Below are 17137 nucleotides of genomic sequence, written 5' to 3'. Positions count from 1 at the left end.
TCATATGATTTATTTAGGTTTTACATTTAATATGGGGGAGAAATTAAAATGGCAATGACAAACAAGAACGTGCGAGTGGAGAATGATTTTTTGGGAGGAAAGGAATTACCTATTGAGGCATATTACGGAATTCAGACTTTACGCGCTGTTGAAAATTTCCCGATTACAGGGTATAAAATTCATGAAAGTTTAATTAGAGCGTTCGCAATTGTAAAAAAAGCAGCAGCGCTTGCGAATACAGATGTAGGAAGATTGGAATTGAACAAGGGCGGCGCGATCGCAGAAGCTGCTCAAGAAATTCTTGATGGAAAATGGCATGATCATTTCATCGTAGATCCAATCCAAGGCGGAGCAGGTACTTCAATGAATATGAACGCAAATGAAGTCATTGCCAATCGTGCTCTTGAATTATTAGGAATGGAAAAGGGAGACTATCATTATATTAGTCCAAATAGCCATGTAAATATGGCCCAATCAACAAATGATGCATTCCCAACGGCGATTCATATCGCAACGTTAAATGCACTAGAAGGCTTATTACAAACGATGGGTTATATGCATGATGTATTTGAATTAAAAGCAGAACAGTTTGACCATGTTATTAAAATGGGTCGTACACATTTACAAGATGCGGTGCCAATTCGTCTTGGACAAGAGTTTAAAGCATACTCTCGCGTACTTGAACGTGATATGAAACGAATTCAACAATCGCGTCAACATTTATATGAAGTAAATATGGGGGCAACTGCAGTTGGTACAGGCTTAAATGCAGATCCAGAATATATTGAAGCAGTTGTAAAACATTTAGCTGCAATTAGTGAATTACCGCTTGTTGGTGCAGAAGATTTAGTAGATGCGACGCAAAATACGGATGCTTATACTGAAGTATCTGCAGCGCTTAAAGTATGTATGATGAATATGTCTAAAATTGCGAATGACCTTCGCTTAATGGCATCAGGTCCACGTGTTGGTTTAGCGGAAATTATGTTACCAGCTCGTCAACCAGGTTCATCTATTATGCCAGGGAAAGTAAACCCTGTTATGCCAGAAGTAATTAATCAAATTGCGTTCCAAGTAATTGGTAATGACCATACAATTTGCCTTGCTTCAGAAGCAGGACAATTAGAATTAAACGTTATGGAACCAGTACTTGTTTTCAACTTACTTCAATCGATTAGCATTATGAATAACGGTTTCCGTGCTTTTACAGATAATTGCTTAAAAGGAATTGAAGCGAATGAAGATCGTTTAAAAGAGTATGTTGAGAAGAGTGTAGGAATTATTACAGCCGTGAACCCTCATATCGGTTATGAAGCAGCAGCTCGCGTTGCGAAAGAAGCAATCGCGACAGGGCAATCTGTTCGAGAACTTTGTGTGAAAAATGGTGTACTGTCACAAGAAGACTTAGAATTAATTCTAGATCCATTCGAAATGACACACCCAGGGATTGCAGGAGCAACTCTTTTAAAGAAAAATTAAAAGAAGAGGGGGGACAAGCCCTTCCTCTTTTTTTCAATATAGGGATGCTATATGTGAATAGAGGTAGGGATGTTATGAGTAGCTTCTAATGCTTCATTAGAAACGACATTAAGAGGAGCAGAATTATAATTAACATCACTTTTAAATAAAGAGGATTTATTTAAAACATCCTATCATATTAACAACAAGCTTACATGAATCTTTATAAAGAGCTATGGCCAACCACGAATAAATAGTTGGCCATAATGATCTTAAAGATCCATATCTTTTAATCCGGGACTATGCTCATTTGGCATTTCAGGAAGTTCTGGTACAGGAAAACCTTTTGGTGGGTCAGTTACTGTTAATGTTCCTTTATTTCTACTTGGAGATTCACCTTGGAATATTTCCCCCATTCTTGTTGAATCTAAACTAAAATTAAATTGTGCGTTATGGAATCCCATGTCTACATACTTTCTGCACTCTGGGTATTTATTAATATCATAGTTCGGCACAGGGAAGAGTTTCCCCCATTCAACGCCTAATGTTTCTAAAGCTTTTGCGAAAGCATTTTGATGTGCATTATCACGTACAATTAAAAATGCAAGTGTTTCTCTAAAAGTTTGATTGGAACTCATTTCATAAATTCTAGTTTTTTGAAGTACACCTGTAGATTCAAGTACTACGTTATCTAATAAATCGCTAATTAAATTCCCATGACTATATACCCAAGATCCATTCCATGGGTTGCCAGCTGCATCAACAGGCAATGAACTTTGAGCACCTACAATAAAGTGGTGAGGATTTGCATGTTTAACCGCTTCATCAAGTGGTGCGTTGTCAATACCAGCATTTCCTGGCGTAGGTTCACCAGATCCAGTTAATAGTTGATTAATTGTATGTTGTACAAGTTCTACATGGCTTATTTCCTCTAAAAAAACACCTCGAAGTAAATCGCGATATTGCTTCTCTTTGCCTCTAAAATTTGAGCTTTGGAAGAAATATTGCATCATTGTACGCATTTCACCATAATGCCCGCCTAATATTTCTTGTAAAACTTTTGCGGCAGCTGGGTCTGGTTTATCCGGCTTAATCATATTAATTATTTCTTCTTTATAATAAAACATGAAGGACACCTCTTTTTAAGTTAGTTAACATTGTTATCGTGTCCGCTAGTTGGTTACTTAATACTTAAATTCATTTTTTTACCAATAAATCGTTACCTTAAAATGCAAAGTCTTTTGAAATAACTCTTTTCGATGTGAGATGAAAGTGAGGGAATAGCTACTTAGCATGTAATAAAAAAAGATAAGATTATGGAGTGCAATCTTACCTTTTTATAAAGAATAACAAATTGTATCTTCAAGGTTTCAAAATGACTTTTATACAATCATCTTCACGATTATTAAAAATTTGATAACCGTAGCTCGCTTCTTCAAGGGGGATTTTGTGTGTAATAATCTCTTTTGGATCAAATTCTTTATTTGTTATTTTTTCAAATAGTTCTGGCATAAAATGAATGACAGGTGCTTGTCCCATTTTAAGATTAATATTTCTAACCCAAAATGCTCCGAGTGGAAATGCATTATAATTGCCACCATAAACGCCAGTCATTTGAACCGTTCCATATTTTCTTACAGCTTTTGTAGCAATTTGAATAGGGCCGAGAGTTCCGCCTTGTAATTTCAATTTTTGTTCCAGAAATTCTAGTGGCGATTTCTTTCCATCCATTCCCACGCAATCAATGACTACATCGGCACCGCCATGTGTAATTTCCTTTAAATGTTCTCCCATATCTGGAAATTTTGTAAACTCAAATACCTCAACGTTGTTAATCTTTTTTGCATAATGTATCCGATAATCTAAGTAATCCACTGCAATTACACGTTTAGCGCCTTGCATCCAAGCAAATTTTTGTGTCATTAATCCAACAGGTCCACAACCAAGGACGATAACAGTATCACCTGGCTTAACGCCTGCATTTATTACACTCCAATAGGCTGTAGGTAAAACATCTGATAAAAATAGTAGGGATTCATCTTCAAGCTCGCATGATTCCGGTATAACAAATGGAGTAAAATTTCCAAATGGAACTTTTAAATATTCTGCTTGTCCGCCTGGATGATTACCAAATTTCTCCGTATAACCAAAGTATCCACCAGAATCGTAATGAGGGTTTGAGTTATCACATTGACTTTCCATTTCATGTTGGCAATAGAAACAATGTCCACAAGAAACGTTGAAGGGGATGACAACACGATCGCCTTTTTTCACTTTAGTGACATCTGGCCCGACTTCTTCAACGATTCCCATTGGTTCATGGCCGATAATGTATCCTTGAGGTAAGGGCATGTTACCTTGATATAAATGTAAATCAGAACCGCAAATAGCGGTTGAAGTAATCCTTACAATAATATCATCTTTTTTCTCTAACTTTGCATCATCAACTTGTTTAACTTGTACTTGGTTTGGTCCTTGATAGGTTACAGCTTTCATCTCATATCTCCTTAGAAATCATTTTTCATAATTTATATGTATCTCTTGGCAAAACAGAAATCTTTAGTAAAGAGAAATTTACACATATTGTTGTTATGAAAGTACGTTATAGCAACTCTTCTTTCTTATGTCTTTTGCTCTATTTTAAGAAGAAACTCAATATTTATTCACAATAAAATTTCCATAAAAAGGATAATTATTATTTCATAATTTGTAACATATTAAAAACATCGGAGGTGAAATAATATGGCAAACAATAATAGTGGAAATCGTAATGAATTATTAGTTCGAGGCGCTGAACAGGCTCTTGATCAAATGAAATATGAAATTGCACAAGAGTTTGGTGTACAACTTGGTGCAGATACAACAGCTCGTTCAAACGGATCTGTTGGTGGTGAAATTACAAAACGTTTAGTAGCAATGGCTGAACAACAACTTGGTGGTAGAGCTAACCGCTAAGTAAATGGGCATACAATATAGCAGGTATGTAAATCAATTTCTTTTGTATATGTATAAAAACAAACCCTTATAGTAAATGAATTCTCACTCAAAGATTATCGATAATCTTCTTTCATAATCTTTGAGTATTTGATTTGTAAACTACTTTCCTAAACAATAAACACACAGTGTTGGAAAGGTGTTTTCCATGCATAGTAGAAAATCTTTTGCAGGAAAAAGCATACTTAAAAATTTGGTTTCAATATTGAAATCAATATTTATTATGATATTTTCGAAAGGGAGGAATTTAAAGATGGGTATTTTAAGTGGAAATCCTCAAAATGAACCGTTACATTACGGAGAAGTATTTGATATTTGGAGTTATCTTTTAGCTGCACAAGGTGCAATTGCAAGCCATCAAGTGTTTATGAATCATACAGGTGATGAAGATTTGAAGAAGTTTTTAGAAGGCTTAATTGAAAATGATATGAATTCGGAGATAGAAGAGTTAAAAACTCTTTTAAAGGTTAATGGCGTAGCTTTACCACCTGCTCCTCCAGAACGACCAGTTGCATCTATCGAAGACATTCCCCCAGGGGCACGTATTAATGATGTTGAAATAGCAGCAGCTGTTGCTACAGGATTAGCAGCTGGACTTGTGACATGTAGTCAAGTGATGGGAAAATGTCTTCGAGAAGATGTAGGCATGCTATTCGGACAATTTCATATGAAAAAGGCGCAAGCAGGTGTAACTTTGCTGCGTTTAAGTAAGAAAAAAGGGTGGGTAGTACCACCTCCGTTACATGTAAGAAATTCTGATCAAGCTTAATAAACAAAAATAAAAAAGTGGCGTTGGCCACTTTTTTATTTTTTAGATGTATCCTCAAGCTTGGATTTATTTATTGTGGAAGAATCCATATATTCATCTGACATTTCCATAGCATATTTATCATGGCGAATATGATTGTGATTTCTTAATTCATCGTCGTTATGCAGTACTAACCTCTTCATATAAATGTGGAAGAAAACCTCTATTCCGCCAATAATTAATGTGGCCATAAATGAAGAAAATCCAATATTACGAGTAGCATCTAAATTAGTAAATAAGGATGTTAAAAGCCAAATTCCGAAGAAGGTTAAGCCAAAATCTGCCATTGTAGCAATCATATTTCCGTATTTAGGCAAAATGAAGAGATCGCCAATTAAATAGGCAGCTCCTGTTAAGAAAAGAGAAATGAGTAATACTCTAGGAATGGAAATGCCTTGAAAGATACCAAGTACGATAAGTAATACTGCAGTTATCGCTGTGTATTTAATTAATAAAGCAACAATATGTTTCATTATTTTCCTCCATTGTTTAAACGTATATGGAATAAAAGGTTTCATTAAAAACGGGTTATGCTATATAGCGTAACCCACTTTAATCAACCTTTAATGGTAAGAAGTACAACCTGGGTAAGAAGCAGGCTTATACTATGGATAGTATTTGCGGAATATCGAGCTTTATTCATAAAGGGTAGTTCCATTCTTATAATAGAGATGTTGCCTAAGTACAGTGTTTTTTCATATTAAACTTAATATTCGTTGGTGTTTTGATTCATTAATATAAAAATAAACAAAGTATTTCCGCATTTAATGCATCTTTTTATCTATATATTTTCCGTAATCAGGTACAGCAATTTTATCAAATTCTTGAACCAGTGTTTTGAGGCTTGTTGATAGCAATTCACCTGACATTGGTATCCCATGTCCAGTAATAGCGACTAGAGGCTTTAATTCTTCTAATTTAATGACTGATTCTTTAGCTGCTTTCCAGTCTGTTGTTAAATAACGAGGCGGACCGCTTATTTCCTGTTCTTGAGTTATTACTTTATACAGATACTCCTGTTTCACTGTAACAAAAGCGTCCCCAGCAATTAAAGTTCGGTCTTTCTCTCTGAATAATGAAATATGCCCAGGAGTATGCCCTGATGTATGAATCCATCTAAACTCTGGCATATGGGGAACAGTTCCATCGGTAGGTAGTGCTTTTACGCTATTTCCTAAATCAATCGGTTCATTAGGGAACAGGGGAGACATTTTCGCTACCATACCACCTTCAACTGTTGGATCTGGTTCAGGATAGCTTTGTTGTCCAGTCAAAAACGGTATCTCCATTTGATGGGCATAGACTGGAACATCCCAATATTTAATGAGTTCAATTATTCCTCCAACATGATCAAAATGGCCGTGAGTTAAAATAATTGCTTTTGGGCGACTATTGGTACCAAATCGATCCTCAGCGATAGAGATAATTTCATTTGCACATTTAGGCATTCCAGCGTCAACTAAAACAAAATCATCGGTATGCGGATTCCCAACAAAACATATGTTGACGATTTGAATCGTGTAGCAAAACAAATCAGGCAATACTTCGATGCCATGACCACTTTCAATTGAAGTTGCTGGAATAAACTTGTAATCACTTCCGTAATTCATCTCATTGTCCACTTTTTATCCCCCTTACTATATGTTCATACGACATTATAGTTCCCTAATTTCTCAAATCCATTTTGGAGGATTTGAGAAAAGAATGAGTGGGGGGATTAAAAAAGCAATAATTTACTCCTAGAATTAAGATGGAGACATATCAATTTATATAAAGTGCAAACAAAAAATATTGATTGTAAAGTCGTAGTTTCTACTATTATTTTGAGTTTAAGTGTATATCTTTTAAGAGGATATACCAAGTTCTTTTATTTTGATAATTACTTGAAACTTGAATAGGGAAAACATGATCAAGCCCCCATTCTAATTCGTTTATTTCATTTTCAAGTCCTGTTGGATAGAGTAAAAGAATCTTAAAATTATTTTTAACAATATTTGATAAAACGGTTTGTAATTCTAGTGCTTCAGTCAAGTTTCCGCCCCATCTAACAAATAAAATGGATTGTGAATGATGAATTTTTTCGTAAAAGTTATCAATTCTTCGATCTAATTTTTGTTTAAAATCATGGTATGTGATGAACCAATCTTCATTTGGAACAACAGGGAAATCATGATAAGATGTTACGTTATATTTTGTGTCTTTTATAATATGAGAAAAAACAGGTTGTATCACACCATCATTAAACACAATATTTTGTTCCTGCATTGCGTGCATGTTTTTTAAATCCATAAAGTCTATAAAATTATTTTTCAATAATGTGTTGATAGAAGAAAGATTCGGTGATTCAAACCAATCTAGAGGACCTGAATATTTCCGCAGCCTATATTTTTTTAGATGAATAGCGGTATAACAATTTTCCCCTAAACTAATAACATCATCATAAATTCCTTGAAGTTTTTTCATTTCCAATACAATCATCCTTTTTTTGGAAAGTGGGAGAACTAATTCATTATAAATAATATATGTATGTATAAAACCTCCTGTGAAAAGGCTCACAGGAGGTTAAACTAAAGCGTATTTCGAGTTATATACTATTTGTCGAGGTAAGAATTGTGTGTGATAATTAATGGCGTGTTATAAAAAAGGAGAAAAACAGAAGTACATTGAAGTTAGTTGTGAATAAATTATAATTTAAAATTGAGCGGAAATAAGGAGCCCCAGTTACTTCATTATGCAACTGGGGCATTTTTTAATCTCTTCCTAACTTAATTATATCATGTAAATCAAGTTCGAAATAGACTGTTTCTTCTCATTTACTACTGTTACAATCAAGTACACATGCAAAGTAAGGAGAGATGTTACATGAGTTCTTTCGTTCTCGATTTTCAGGAAATAGAAAAAACGCAGCTTTTTCTCGTCGGTGGAAAAGGATTGAATTTAGGGGAGTTAACAAACATTCAAGGTATACAAGTACCCGAAGGTTTTTGTGTTACAACGGTAGGATATGAAAAGGCTATCGAGCAAAATGAAGAGCTTCAAACTTTGTTGCAGCAGCTAACAAAGTTGAAAATGGAAGAGCGTGCTCAAATTGGTGAAATGAGTAAGAAGATTAGAGAAGTCATTATGGCAGTAGAAATCCCTACTGATGTAGTGGAAGCAGTAGCTCATTATCTCTCGCGTTTTGGAAATGAACATGCGTATGCCGTGCGTTCGAGTGCTACAGCTGAAGATTTACCGTATGCTTCATTTGCAGGTCAACAAGATACGTATTTAAATATTATTGGAGAAGAAGCGATTTTACAGCATGTAAGAAAGTGCTGGGCGTCTTTATTTACAAAGCGAGCAGTTACGTACCGCATGCAAAATGGTTTTGAACATAATCAAGTTTCTATATGTGTTGTCATTCAAAAAATGGTTTTCCCTGAGGCTTCAGGGATTTTATTTACTGCGGATCCGATTACTTCGAATAGGAAGGTGTTGTCAATCGATGCCAGCTTTGGACTTGGCGAGGCGCTAGTATCTGGATTGGTTTCTGCCGATAATTATAAGGTAAAAGAAGATAAAATCGTCGAAAAGGTCATCGCAACGAAAAAATTAGCCATCTATGGACGAAAAGAAGGCGGAACAGAGAGAAAGAAAATTGCTCCTAATCAGCAAAAACTTCAAACATTGTCTGAACAACAAATTTTACAACTAGCAAGTATCGGAAGACAGATTGAAGCTTATTTTGGTTGTCCGCAAGATATTGAATGGTGTTTAGCCCATAATACATTTTATATTGTCCAAAGTCGCCCCATTACGACTTTATATCCAATTCCTGAAGAAAATGATGGGGGAAATCATGTATATATATCAGTTGGCCATCAACAAATGATGACTGATGCGATGAAACCACTTGGGTTATCTTTTTTCCTGTTAACGACTAATGCTCCTATGCGTAAAGCGGGAGGACGGCTGTTTGTTGATGCTACGCAACAATTAGCTTCACCTGCTAGCAGAAATTACTTAATAAACACTTTAGGAAAATCAGATCCACTCGTAAGAGATGCATTAACGACTATAATCGAGCGAGATAATTTTATTACATTGTTGCCGGATGATGAAAAAGAAAAGATTGTTAGTAAAAATAAGCAACTTGCAAATTCGCAACCAGAAATCGAAAATAATCCGGCAATCGTTACGAATTTAATACAGAATAGTGAAGCATCAATCAAAGAGTTAAAACGAAACATGCAAATGAAATCAGGGGTGGATGTACTTAATTTTATTTTGGAAGACATCCAGCAATTAAAAAAAGTATTATTTAACCCGCAAAGTATCGCTGTTATTATGGCAGGAATGAATGCTTCAGCATGGATGAATGAAAAAATGGAGCAATGGCTAGGCGAAAAAAATGCAGCAGACACGCTTTCTCAATCGGTACAAAATAATATTACATCTGAAATGGGTTTAGCATTAATGGATGTCGCTGATGTGATTCGGTCATATCCAGAAGTTATTACGTATTTACAACATGTAGAAAATGAGAACTTTTTGGATGAAATAGTTCAGTTTAAAGGTGGAGAAGAAGCTCGAGATGCCATTCTAACTTTTCTAAATAAATACGGAATGAGATGTAGCGGAGAAATCGACATTACGAAAACGCGCTGGAGTGAAAAGCCAACTACAATTATCCCGATGATTTTAAATAATATAAGAGATTTTGAATATGGTGCGAGTAAGCGGAAATTTGAAGAAGGACTGCAAGAAGCTTTAAAAAAAGAAGAAGAGTTAGTAAATCGATTACAGCACTTACCGGGTGGAAAACAAAAAGTAGAAGAAACGAAGCGAATGATTCGTAATATCCGTAATTTTATCGGCTATCGTGAATATCCAAAATACGGTATGATTAATCGTTATTTCATATATAAGCAAGCGTTACTGAAAGAAGCTGAGCAACTTGTGCAGAGCGGTGTCATTCATGAAGTTGATGATATATACTATTTAACTTTTGAAGAACTTCACGAAGTAGTTCGCACGAATAAACTAGATTATGAGCTTATCCAAAAACAAAAAAATGATTACAAATTATATGAAAAACTAACGCCTCCTCGTATAATGACGTCTGATGGAGAAATCATTACAGGTAAATATAAACGAGAAAACCTCCCAGATGATGCGATTGTAGGTTTGCCTGTTTCTTCAGGAGTGATTGAGGGGAGAGCTCGCGTTATTTTAAACATGGAAGAAGCGAATTTAGAAGAGGGCGACATATTAGTTACAGCTTTTACTGATCCGGGCTGGACACCATTGTTTGTGTCTATAAAAGGGTTAGTCACTGAAGTTGGCGGACTTATGACGCACGGAGCAGTAATTGCACGTGAATATGGATTACCGGCAGTTGTTGGAGTAGAGAATGCTACGAATTTAATAAAAGACGGACAACGAATTCGGGTACATGGAACAGAAGGGTATATTGAAGTGTTGTAATGAAATAAAAGAACATCCGCTATTATAGTGGATGTTCTTTTATTATATAGCTGAATTATTTCTTTAAGCCAGCTGCATAAAAAGGCCCATGAACTGCGATTGTTGATAAAAAGTGAGCAATCTCCTCAGGTGTTTCTTTTTGTCCATTATTTAACCATTGCTGGATGACACCTATATGTGCAGATGCCATATAAGAAGTTAAGTATTCGCTTGGAACAAGTAAATTCTCTTTATTAATGAGAGGACCATTCGTATCTTCAAATAATGTTTTCCACATAAAGTCTTTCAGTTTTGTTTGGAAAGATAAATCTCCTTTCGGACTTAGTACAGCTTTCATAAAATCACTATTTTCATTTAGAAATTCAAGAATAGAAGTGATAAGTATAAATGGCATTGTTGTAGAAGGATTTGATCCAAGGTCAGCAATAACTTCAGGGAATTTCTGTTTTGCAATGTTAGAAAACTCGTACATAATGTCTTCTTGGCATTTTGTCATTAAATCAAATTTATCTTGATAATGCGTATAGAAAGTACCGCGATTAATGTTTGCTTTCGTTGTAATATCTTTCACTGTAATGGCGTCAAAACCTTTTTCTTCAATTAGCTCCACCAATGCATTTCGTATAGCAGTTTTCGTACGAACAACACGTAAATCTAAATTACTATCGCGCAAAGCATGTCCCTCCTTAATTTTACACAACACATTTAGAAAATGTGTCTTATAACCAACACATTCACGATTTTTGATTATTGTATAAGGTTCAACTTGAACATATAATTCAAAATATAAATAAACAACACGTTGTTTATTATTATAGGTCAAATTAAAGGAGGAGAAAAGAAAATGTTTAAAAATAAATTTTTATTGTTATCACCAGTTCTTGCACTACTTGTTGTTTTTATTTTTTCATTAACGTTATTTCCAACTGTTCAACCGCAGCCGAAAAACTTGCCAATTGCAATTGTAAATGAGGATCAAGGTGTAGAAATTCCAAATCAATCGAAAATGAATATGGGGCAAACAATTGTTGATACGGTGAAAAAATCATCGAAATCAGATGAAGAACCTGCGGTAAAGTGGGTAGAAGTGAAGAATAAGGAAGCAGTTCAAAAAGGTTTAAATAACCAAGAGTATTATGCAGCGTTAGTCATTCCGAAAGACTTTAGCACAAAACAAGCATCATTACGAACGCCACAGCCATCTTCTCCAGAGATAGAAATATTCATAAATCAAGGAATGAATACAGCAGCATCAACTATGGCTGGGCAAATGTTAAATGCAATCGTTGATAATATGAACAATACTGTTCGCGCGCAAGTATTAGAAGGATATAAGGAAAAAGGAGGTACATTAACAGCAGATCAAGCTGCGAAATTAGTAACACCTATTGTAAAGAACGTGAAAAATATGAATGAGGTTGGCAAAAATAGTGCGAACGGTAATTCACCAATGTCTTTATTTCAGCCGTTATGGATTGCAAGTTTAGCGAGCGCAGCAATTATCTTTATTGCGATAAGTAAAATGCCAGTAGGTACAAGAAAAGAAAACCTAGTATTAAAACTAAAACAAATAATAACTGGAGCAGTGGCGACACTTGTCATTGGGTTTGGTCTTACATGGATTGCAGATGGGATGGTAGGGTTAAATATTTCGAACTTCAAGGATACAGCTCTATTCTTATCCATTACTTCTTTTAGTTTCTTCTTAATGATATCTGCGGTACTTTCATTAGTTGGGCTAAAAGGAATCGGTTTATTCGCTTTATTACTATTCTTCGGGGCGCCGTTACTATCATTAGCACCTGAGATGTTGTCTCCGTTTTATCAAGACTGGGTTTACTCATGGTTACCAATGAAATTTATGATTGAAGGCCTAAGAGAAATCTTCTTCTTCGGAAAAGGGTTAAGTTGGAATACTCCTGTTACTGTACTCGTTTGGATTGGTATAGTAAGTATGGTTACTATATTAGCAACTGCATTCAAACGTAGTGTAGTAAAAGGGCATAAAACAGAATTGAACGCTTAAAAAAGCTGTTTCACTAATTAGTGAAACAGCTTTTTTGATGAAATCTATAAGCTGAAGAATGAATATTTGCTGATAATAAAGTTTGTTAATTTTTCTGGATTTTCCTCAATGTAAACACCTAATTGTTGAAAAGTGTTATGTTTAGAATTAAGTCGGGATCTCTAAAGGTCACGTACATTCCAGACAATCTCACCACGTTCGTCATCCCACGTACTGTGATGACGCTTAAATCCTATCTTTTCCAGTACCCGGAGGGAAGCGATATTCCAAGCGCCTACAGTCGACCAAAGTCTTTGGCGCCCAGTAGCAATCGCCGCGTCCAGTACAATAGATGCCGCCTCAGTCGCATAACCTTTACCATGAGCGCTGCGGAACAACTCGTATGCAATCTCCGGCTCTTCAATTGTGGAACGTCCAATAATTAAGCCACAGTATCCGATGAAATCACCTTCATTGCGCCTTCGAATAGTGAGAAGGGAAATGCCATTTTCGTCTGCCTTCTTGCGCATCTCAATAAGCCGGCTACGAACGGAGTCGAGGGGCGGCATGTCCACACCACGTTCGCCAATTAATTTCCTCATCCAAACTGAATCGGATTCCTCCCACATACTCAGGTCAAGTCGTTCGGTTTTTAGCTGGAACTCCATAGTTTTAAATAAAGATGGCATAGTGGAACCTCCTAGTTATGTCACTTAACTCATAATAGCTTCGCACCGCATCATGTTGAACCCATCGTTGATTCGCGAATTTATTTTCCTAACTCCCGCGAGAGTTTATAGCAACAGTATACAATAGTATTATTTTATGCATAAGCAATTCCTTTGCAAAATAGACCCTTTTCTCAAACTTTTCTTTCATTCTAAAGTCGTCCCGTTATATACACAGGCTCCTACTATTTCTAAATGCATAAAATGGTAAGCGAAAGTATGGGGGGATACGATGTATAATTCAAATTATTATGATTGTTATAGGCAAAATGATAAGTTGATTAGTGATATTGAAAAAGCTATAAATGGAGAGTATAGCGCCATAAGCTGCTATGCAAAATTAGCGAATATGGCTCCAAATCAAGTAGAACAAAAACAAATTCTTGAAATTCGTAATGATGAAATAAAGCATTTCCACAACTTTGTACAAATTTATACGAACTTAACTGGCAGGCAGCCGAAACCACAAATTACTGAAGACTGCCCAAATACGTATTTACAAGGATTAGAATTCGCTATACAAGATGAACAGAAGACAGTAGATTTTTACTTGGAAATTTCAGATGAGACATCGGATGCATATCTGAAAGAGCTATTACGGAGAATAGCTGCAGATGAACAAAACCATGCGGTGTGGTTTTTATATTATTTTGTGAAGACGAAGTAAATGTTGAAGGGATTAAAACCGTTTCACTAGTAATGAGCGGTTTTTTTGATGGAATACAGGTTGTAAAATAGATATATTTGAAGGTGTAGCGGTTAATTTTGGTAAATGTATAAAACGAAAATGAATAAAGAGAGAAGTAGTAATTTGAAAGGGGAACAGCGATATGGAGAGAAATACAGTTAAAGAATATACAATTCGAACTGCTACTGAAGAGGAAAGCGATAGCATTATTACTCTATTAAAAGAGGTAGCACAATGGCTACAATATAAAGAAGTGGATCAGTGGCAGTATCTTTTAGGAGAGGAAGCTACGGCTGAAATACTAGAATGTATAAGAGAGAAATATACATATGTTGTTCTGAAAGAAGATGAAATAGTTGGTACGGTTACAGTTTCTCCTAAACAAAATGAATGGGATGAACATATTTTTGGTAAAGAGGAAGTTTCTAATTCATTATATATTCATAGATTTGCGGTGAAACGGAAGTATAAGGGGAACGGAATTGGAGAATGGATTTTACAGTGGATAGAAGAGAATGTACAACATGACAAAGAGTATTTGAAGTTAGATTGCGTGGGGCATAATCGTACGTTGAATGATTTTTATAAGAAAAATAATTTTGAATATGTTGGAAGTACGGATGGGCTTAGTAAGTTTCAAAAGAAAAGGAGAATGTGAATGCATCCAATTAACGTAAGTTTAGTTGAAAAGTTAATACAGGAACAGTTTCCCGAATGGGCCCATTTAGAAGTGAAACCTGTAAAGTTTAGTGGGCATGATAATAGGACGTTTCACTTAGGGGATGAGATGAGTGTAAGATTGCCAAGTGATGTGACATATGCACCGCAAGTAGAGAAAGAAAATAGTTGGCTTCCTATATTAAGTAAGGGGCTTTCTTTACCGATTTCTACCCCACTTGCGAAAGGAAATCCGTCTATAGCGTATCCATTGCCTTGGTCTATTAATAAGTGGATAGAGGGAGAAACAGTTACGAAACAAAACGTTCGGGATTTAAATGAATTTGCGGCGGACTTAGGATCTTTTTTAGTAGAATTGCAATCTATTAATGCGAGTAACGGACCTTTAGCTGGAACACATAATTTTTACCGAGGCGGACTTATATCTGTATATGATGAAGAGGCGAGAGTTGCTATTGAAAATAATAAGGATGTTTTTGACGAGGCATTATTAAAGCACCTTTGGAATGTAGCACTTAGTTCAACATGGGACCGTAAGCCAGTTTGGATTCATGGAGATGTAGCACCGGGGAATTTACTCGTTAAAGAGGGAAAACTTTGTGCTGTAATTGATTTTGGTATTTTAGGTGTAGGAGATCCTGCTTGTGATGCAGCGATGGCGTGGACGTTTTTTGATGAAAATAGTAGAAATGTATTTAAAGAAGTATTACGCATGGATGAAGAAACGTGGAATAGAGCGAGAGGATGGGCACTTTGGAAGGCGTTAATTACATATGATGCGAATAAGACTAGTAATAAAATAGTGGCAGAAGAATCGCATCGTGTTATTCAAGTAATTGTGGATGATTATGAGAGGTAGTAGAAAAAGCCTATTTTAAAATAGGCTTTTTTATATGATGAAATATTAGAAATGGAAAGAAGGAATCTAACATAATTATACAGAATATTTAGATAATAGGAGGTGTCGAATTTTGAGTGAAATTGAATTAAAGAGTAATGTAATTAAGACAGGGCAAGAGAAGGGAATTATTCTTCGGTTTATACTTGCTAGTCTCGTTGGAGTGTTTATGTTTTTCGTTCCTGTTACGATAAACGGTGCATCGTCTATTATGATTGATCATATCGTATCGTGGATTAGGGCTTCGGTTCCAGGCGTAGTACCTTATTATGCATTGTTCGTTATGGCGATTGGTGCGATTTATCCATTTTATACGAAGAAATGGAATGCATCTATCGTAGACATTTGTTTTTCTATTTTAAAAGTAGTTGGCGTTGTTTTTGGCATATTATATTGTTTAAAAGTAGGACCAGCTTGGTTCTTTGCGCCAGATGTTGGACCGTTTTTGTATGAGAAGCTAGTCATATCAGTAAGTTTGCTCGTTCCAATTGGCTCGGCGTTTTTAGCGTTATTAGTCGGATATGGATTGCTTGAATTTATCGGTACATTTTGTCGTCCGATTATGAGGCCATTATGGAATACGCCGGGGAGATCGGCGATTGATGCAGTTGCGTCCTTCGTTGGAAGTTATTCGCTTGCCCTTCTTATTACGAACCGCGTGTATAAAGAAGGAAAGTATACGACAAAAGAAGCGGCGATTATCGCTACAGGATTTTCTACAGTATCCGCTACATTTATGATCATCATCGCAAAAACATTAGATATTATGCATTTATGGAATGTTTATTTTTGGACTACGCTTGTTGTAACATTCATCGTGACTGCTATCACCGTAAGAATCCCGCCCCTTAGTAGAAAACCAGATACATATGTAACAGAAGAAGGGTTCCCAGAGCCTGTTTATAAAGAGAAAATGTTAGAACGTGCTTGGGAAGATGCGTTAGAAGTATCAAAATCTGCACCGAGCATTATGAAAAATATTGCAGTGAATTTAAAAGATGGATTTATTATGACGATGGGAATTTTACCATCTATTATGTCAGTAGGATTAATTGGTATCGTCTTAGCGAAGTTCACGCCAATATTTGATTGGATTAGTTATATTTTCTATCCATTTACATGGCTATTACAATTACCGGAAGCAGAATTAGCTGCTAAAGCCGCATCAGTTGGTATTGCAGAAATGTTTTTACCGTCATTATTAGTAGTAAGTGCACCAATTGTGACAAAGTTTGTCATTGCAGTTGTTTCCGTATCATCTATTTTGTTTTTCTCCGCTTCCATTCCTTGTATATTATCAACAGATATTCCGTTAAAAGTGTCTGAACTTATTATTTTATATGTGCAGAGAACGATTTTAACGTTACTTATTATTACGCCGATTGCTTATTTATTGCTTTAAAGTTTTAAT

General features: G+C 35.6%; 16 protein-coding genes. 9 read left to right on the top strand and 7 right to left on the bottom strand.

Features of this window, described 5'->3' with window-relative positions; all coding sequences use genetic code 11:
* The first annotated feature begins 48 nt into the window (after positions 1 to 48).
* A complete protein-coding gene (aspA, locus tag MHB52_RS15790; RefSeq protein ID WP_001251924.1) occupies positions 49 to 1479 on the top strand; it encodes an aspartate ammonia-lyase in 1431 nt (476 codons plus the stop codon).
* 251 nt (positions 1480 to 1730) lie between these two features.
* On the opposite strand, the gene MHB52_RS15785 is transcribed toward aspA, so the two are convergent.
* Together MHB52_RS15785 and MHB52_RS15780 are read right to left on the bottom strand one after the other, a co-directional pair.
* On the bottom strand, positions 1731 to 2585 hold the full coding sequence (locus tag MHB52_RS15785; protein WP_016118202.1) for a manganese catalase family protein: 855 nt from the start codon (positions 2583 to 2585) through the stop codon (positions 1731 to 1733).
* A gap of 235 nt (positions 2586 to 2820) precedes the next feature.
* Positions 2821 to 3954 carry a zinc-dependent alcohol dehydrogenase gene (locus MHB52_RS15780; RefSeq protein ID WP_061664378.1) on the bottom strand — a complete coding sequence of 378 codons (1134 nt, stop codon included), beginning with the start codon at positions 3952 to 3954 and terminating at the stop codon, positions 2821 to 2823.
* A gap of 246 nt (positions 3955 to 4200) precedes the next feature.
* Here MHB52_RS15780 and sasP point away from each other — a divergent pair, with 246 nt between their 5' ends.
* Positions 4201 to 4413, top strand: coding sequence for a small acid-soluble spore protein, SasP family (gene sasP / locus MHB52_RS15775; RefSeq protein ID WP_000002833.1), 213 nt, complete (start codon positions 4201 to 4203; stop codon positions 4411 to 4413).
* A gap of 292 nt (positions 4414 to 4705) precedes the next feature.
* Positions 4706 to 5221, top strand: a complete 516-nt coding sequence (locus MHB52_RS15770; protein ID WP_000512125.1) for a DUF3231 family protein — start codon at positions 4706 to 4708, stop codon at positions 5219 to 5221.
* A 35-nt stretch (positions 5222 to 5256) separates the two neighbouring features.
* On the opposite strand, the gene MHB52_RS15765 is transcribed toward MHB52_RS15770, so the two are convergent.
* The 3 genes from MHB52_RS15765 to MHB52_RS15755 all read right to left on the bottom strand — a co-directional run bounded on the left by MHB52_RS15765 (position 5257) and on the right by MHB52_RS15755 (position 7738).
* A complete protein-coding gene (locus MHB52_RS15765; protein ID WP_016118201.1) occupies positions 5257 to 5733 on the bottom strand; it encodes a YndM family protein in 477 nt (158 codons plus the stop codon).
* A gap of 291 nt (positions 5734 to 6024) precedes the next feature.
* On the bottom strand, positions 6025 to 6882 hold the full coding sequence (locus tag MHB52_RS15760; protein ID WP_000368278.1) for an MBL fold metallo-hydrolase: 858 nt from the start codon (positions 6880 to 6882) through the stop codon (positions 6025 to 6027).
* Positions 6883 to 7078: 196 nt separating this feature from the next.
* On the bottom strand, positions 7079 to 7738 hold the full coding sequence (locus MHB52_RS15755) for a DUF1796 family putative cysteine peptidase (RefSeq protein WP_002000036.1): 660 nt from the start codon (positions 7736 to 7738) through the stop codon (positions 7079 to 7081).
* 384 nt (positions 7739 to 8122) lie between these two features.
* On the opposite strand from MHB52_RS15755, the gene ppsA reads away from it, so the two are divergent.
* Positions 8123 to 10729: a phosphoenolpyruvate synthase gene (ppsA, locus tag MHB52_RS15750; RefSeq protein WP_061664379.1), complete on the top strand. Its 2607-nt coding sequence runs from the start codon at positions 8123 to 8125 to the stop codon at positions 10727 to 10729.
* 55 nt (positions 10730 to 10784) lie between these two features.
* On the opposite strand, the gene MHB52_RS15745 is transcribed toward ppsA, so the two are convergent.
* The gene (locus MHB52_RS15745; protein WP_033694031.1) at positions 10785 to 11402 is read right to left on the bottom strand and encodes a TetR/AcrR family transcriptional regulator; all 618 of its coding nucleotides are present in this window, start codon (positions 11400 to 11402) and stop codon (positions 10785 to 10787) included.
* A 171-nt stretch (positions 11403 to 11573) separates the two neighbouring features.
* Here MHB52_RS15745 and MHB52_RS15740 point away from each other — a divergent pair, with 171 nt between their 5' ends.
* Positions 11574 to 12755 (top strand): YhgE/Pip domain-containing protein, encoded by a 1182-nt coding sequence (locus tag MHB52_RS15740; RefSeq protein ID WP_016118198.1) that lies wholly within the window; start codon positions 11574 to 11576, stop codon positions 12753 to 12755.
* Positions 12756 to 12916: 161 nt separating this feature from the next.
* On the opposite strand, the gene MHB52_RS15735 is transcribed toward MHB52_RS15740, so the two are convergent.
* On the bottom strand, positions 12917 to 13423 hold the full coding sequence (locus MHB52_RS15735) for a GNAT family N-acetyltransferase (protein ID WP_016118197.1): 507 nt from the start codon (positions 13421 to 13423) through the stop codon (positions 12917 to 12919).
* A 271-nt stretch (positions 13424 to 13694) separates the two neighbouring features.
* Here MHB52_RS15735 and MHB52_RS15730 point away from each other — a divergent pair, with 271 nt between their 5' ends.
* From MHB52_RS15730 to MHB52_RS15715, 4 genes are all read left to right on the top strand, one after another.
* Entirely contained in the window at positions 13695 to 14129 is a 435-nt protein-coding gene (locus tag MHB52_RS15730) for a ferritin-like domain-containing protein (protein WP_016118196.1), read from the top strand.
* 163 nt (positions 14130 to 14292) lie between these two features.
* Complete coding sequence (locus tag MHB52_RS15725; RefSeq protein WP_000440851.1) at positions 14293 to 14808, top strand: GNAT family N-acetyltransferase; 516 nt, start codon at positions 14293 to 14295, stop codon at positions 14806 to 14808.
* On the top strand, positions 14809 to 15687 hold the full coding sequence (locus MHB52_RS15720) for an aminoglycoside phosphotransferase family protein (protein WP_061664380.1): 879 nt from the start codon (positions 14809 to 14811) through the stop codon (positions 15685 to 15687).
* Between the two features lie 112 nt (positions 15688 to 15799).
* The gene (locus MHB52_RS15715) at positions 15800 to 17128 is read left to right on the top strand and encodes a YjiH family protein (RefSeq protein ID WP_016118194.1); all 1329 of its coding nucleotides are present in this window, start codon (positions 15800 to 15802) and stop codon (positions 17126 to 17128) included.
* The last annotated feature ends 9 nt before the right edge of the window (positions 17129 to 17137 follow it).

Source organism: Bacillus sp. FSL K6-0073 (assembly GCF_038006085.1).
In the GTDB taxonomy this organism is placed as follows: Bacteria; Bacillota; Bacilli; order Bacillales; family Bacillaceae_G; genus Bacillus_A; species Bacillus_A cereus.
Note: the sequence above shows the minus strand (reverse complement) of the source record. Positions and strands in the feature narration are given on the sequence as shown.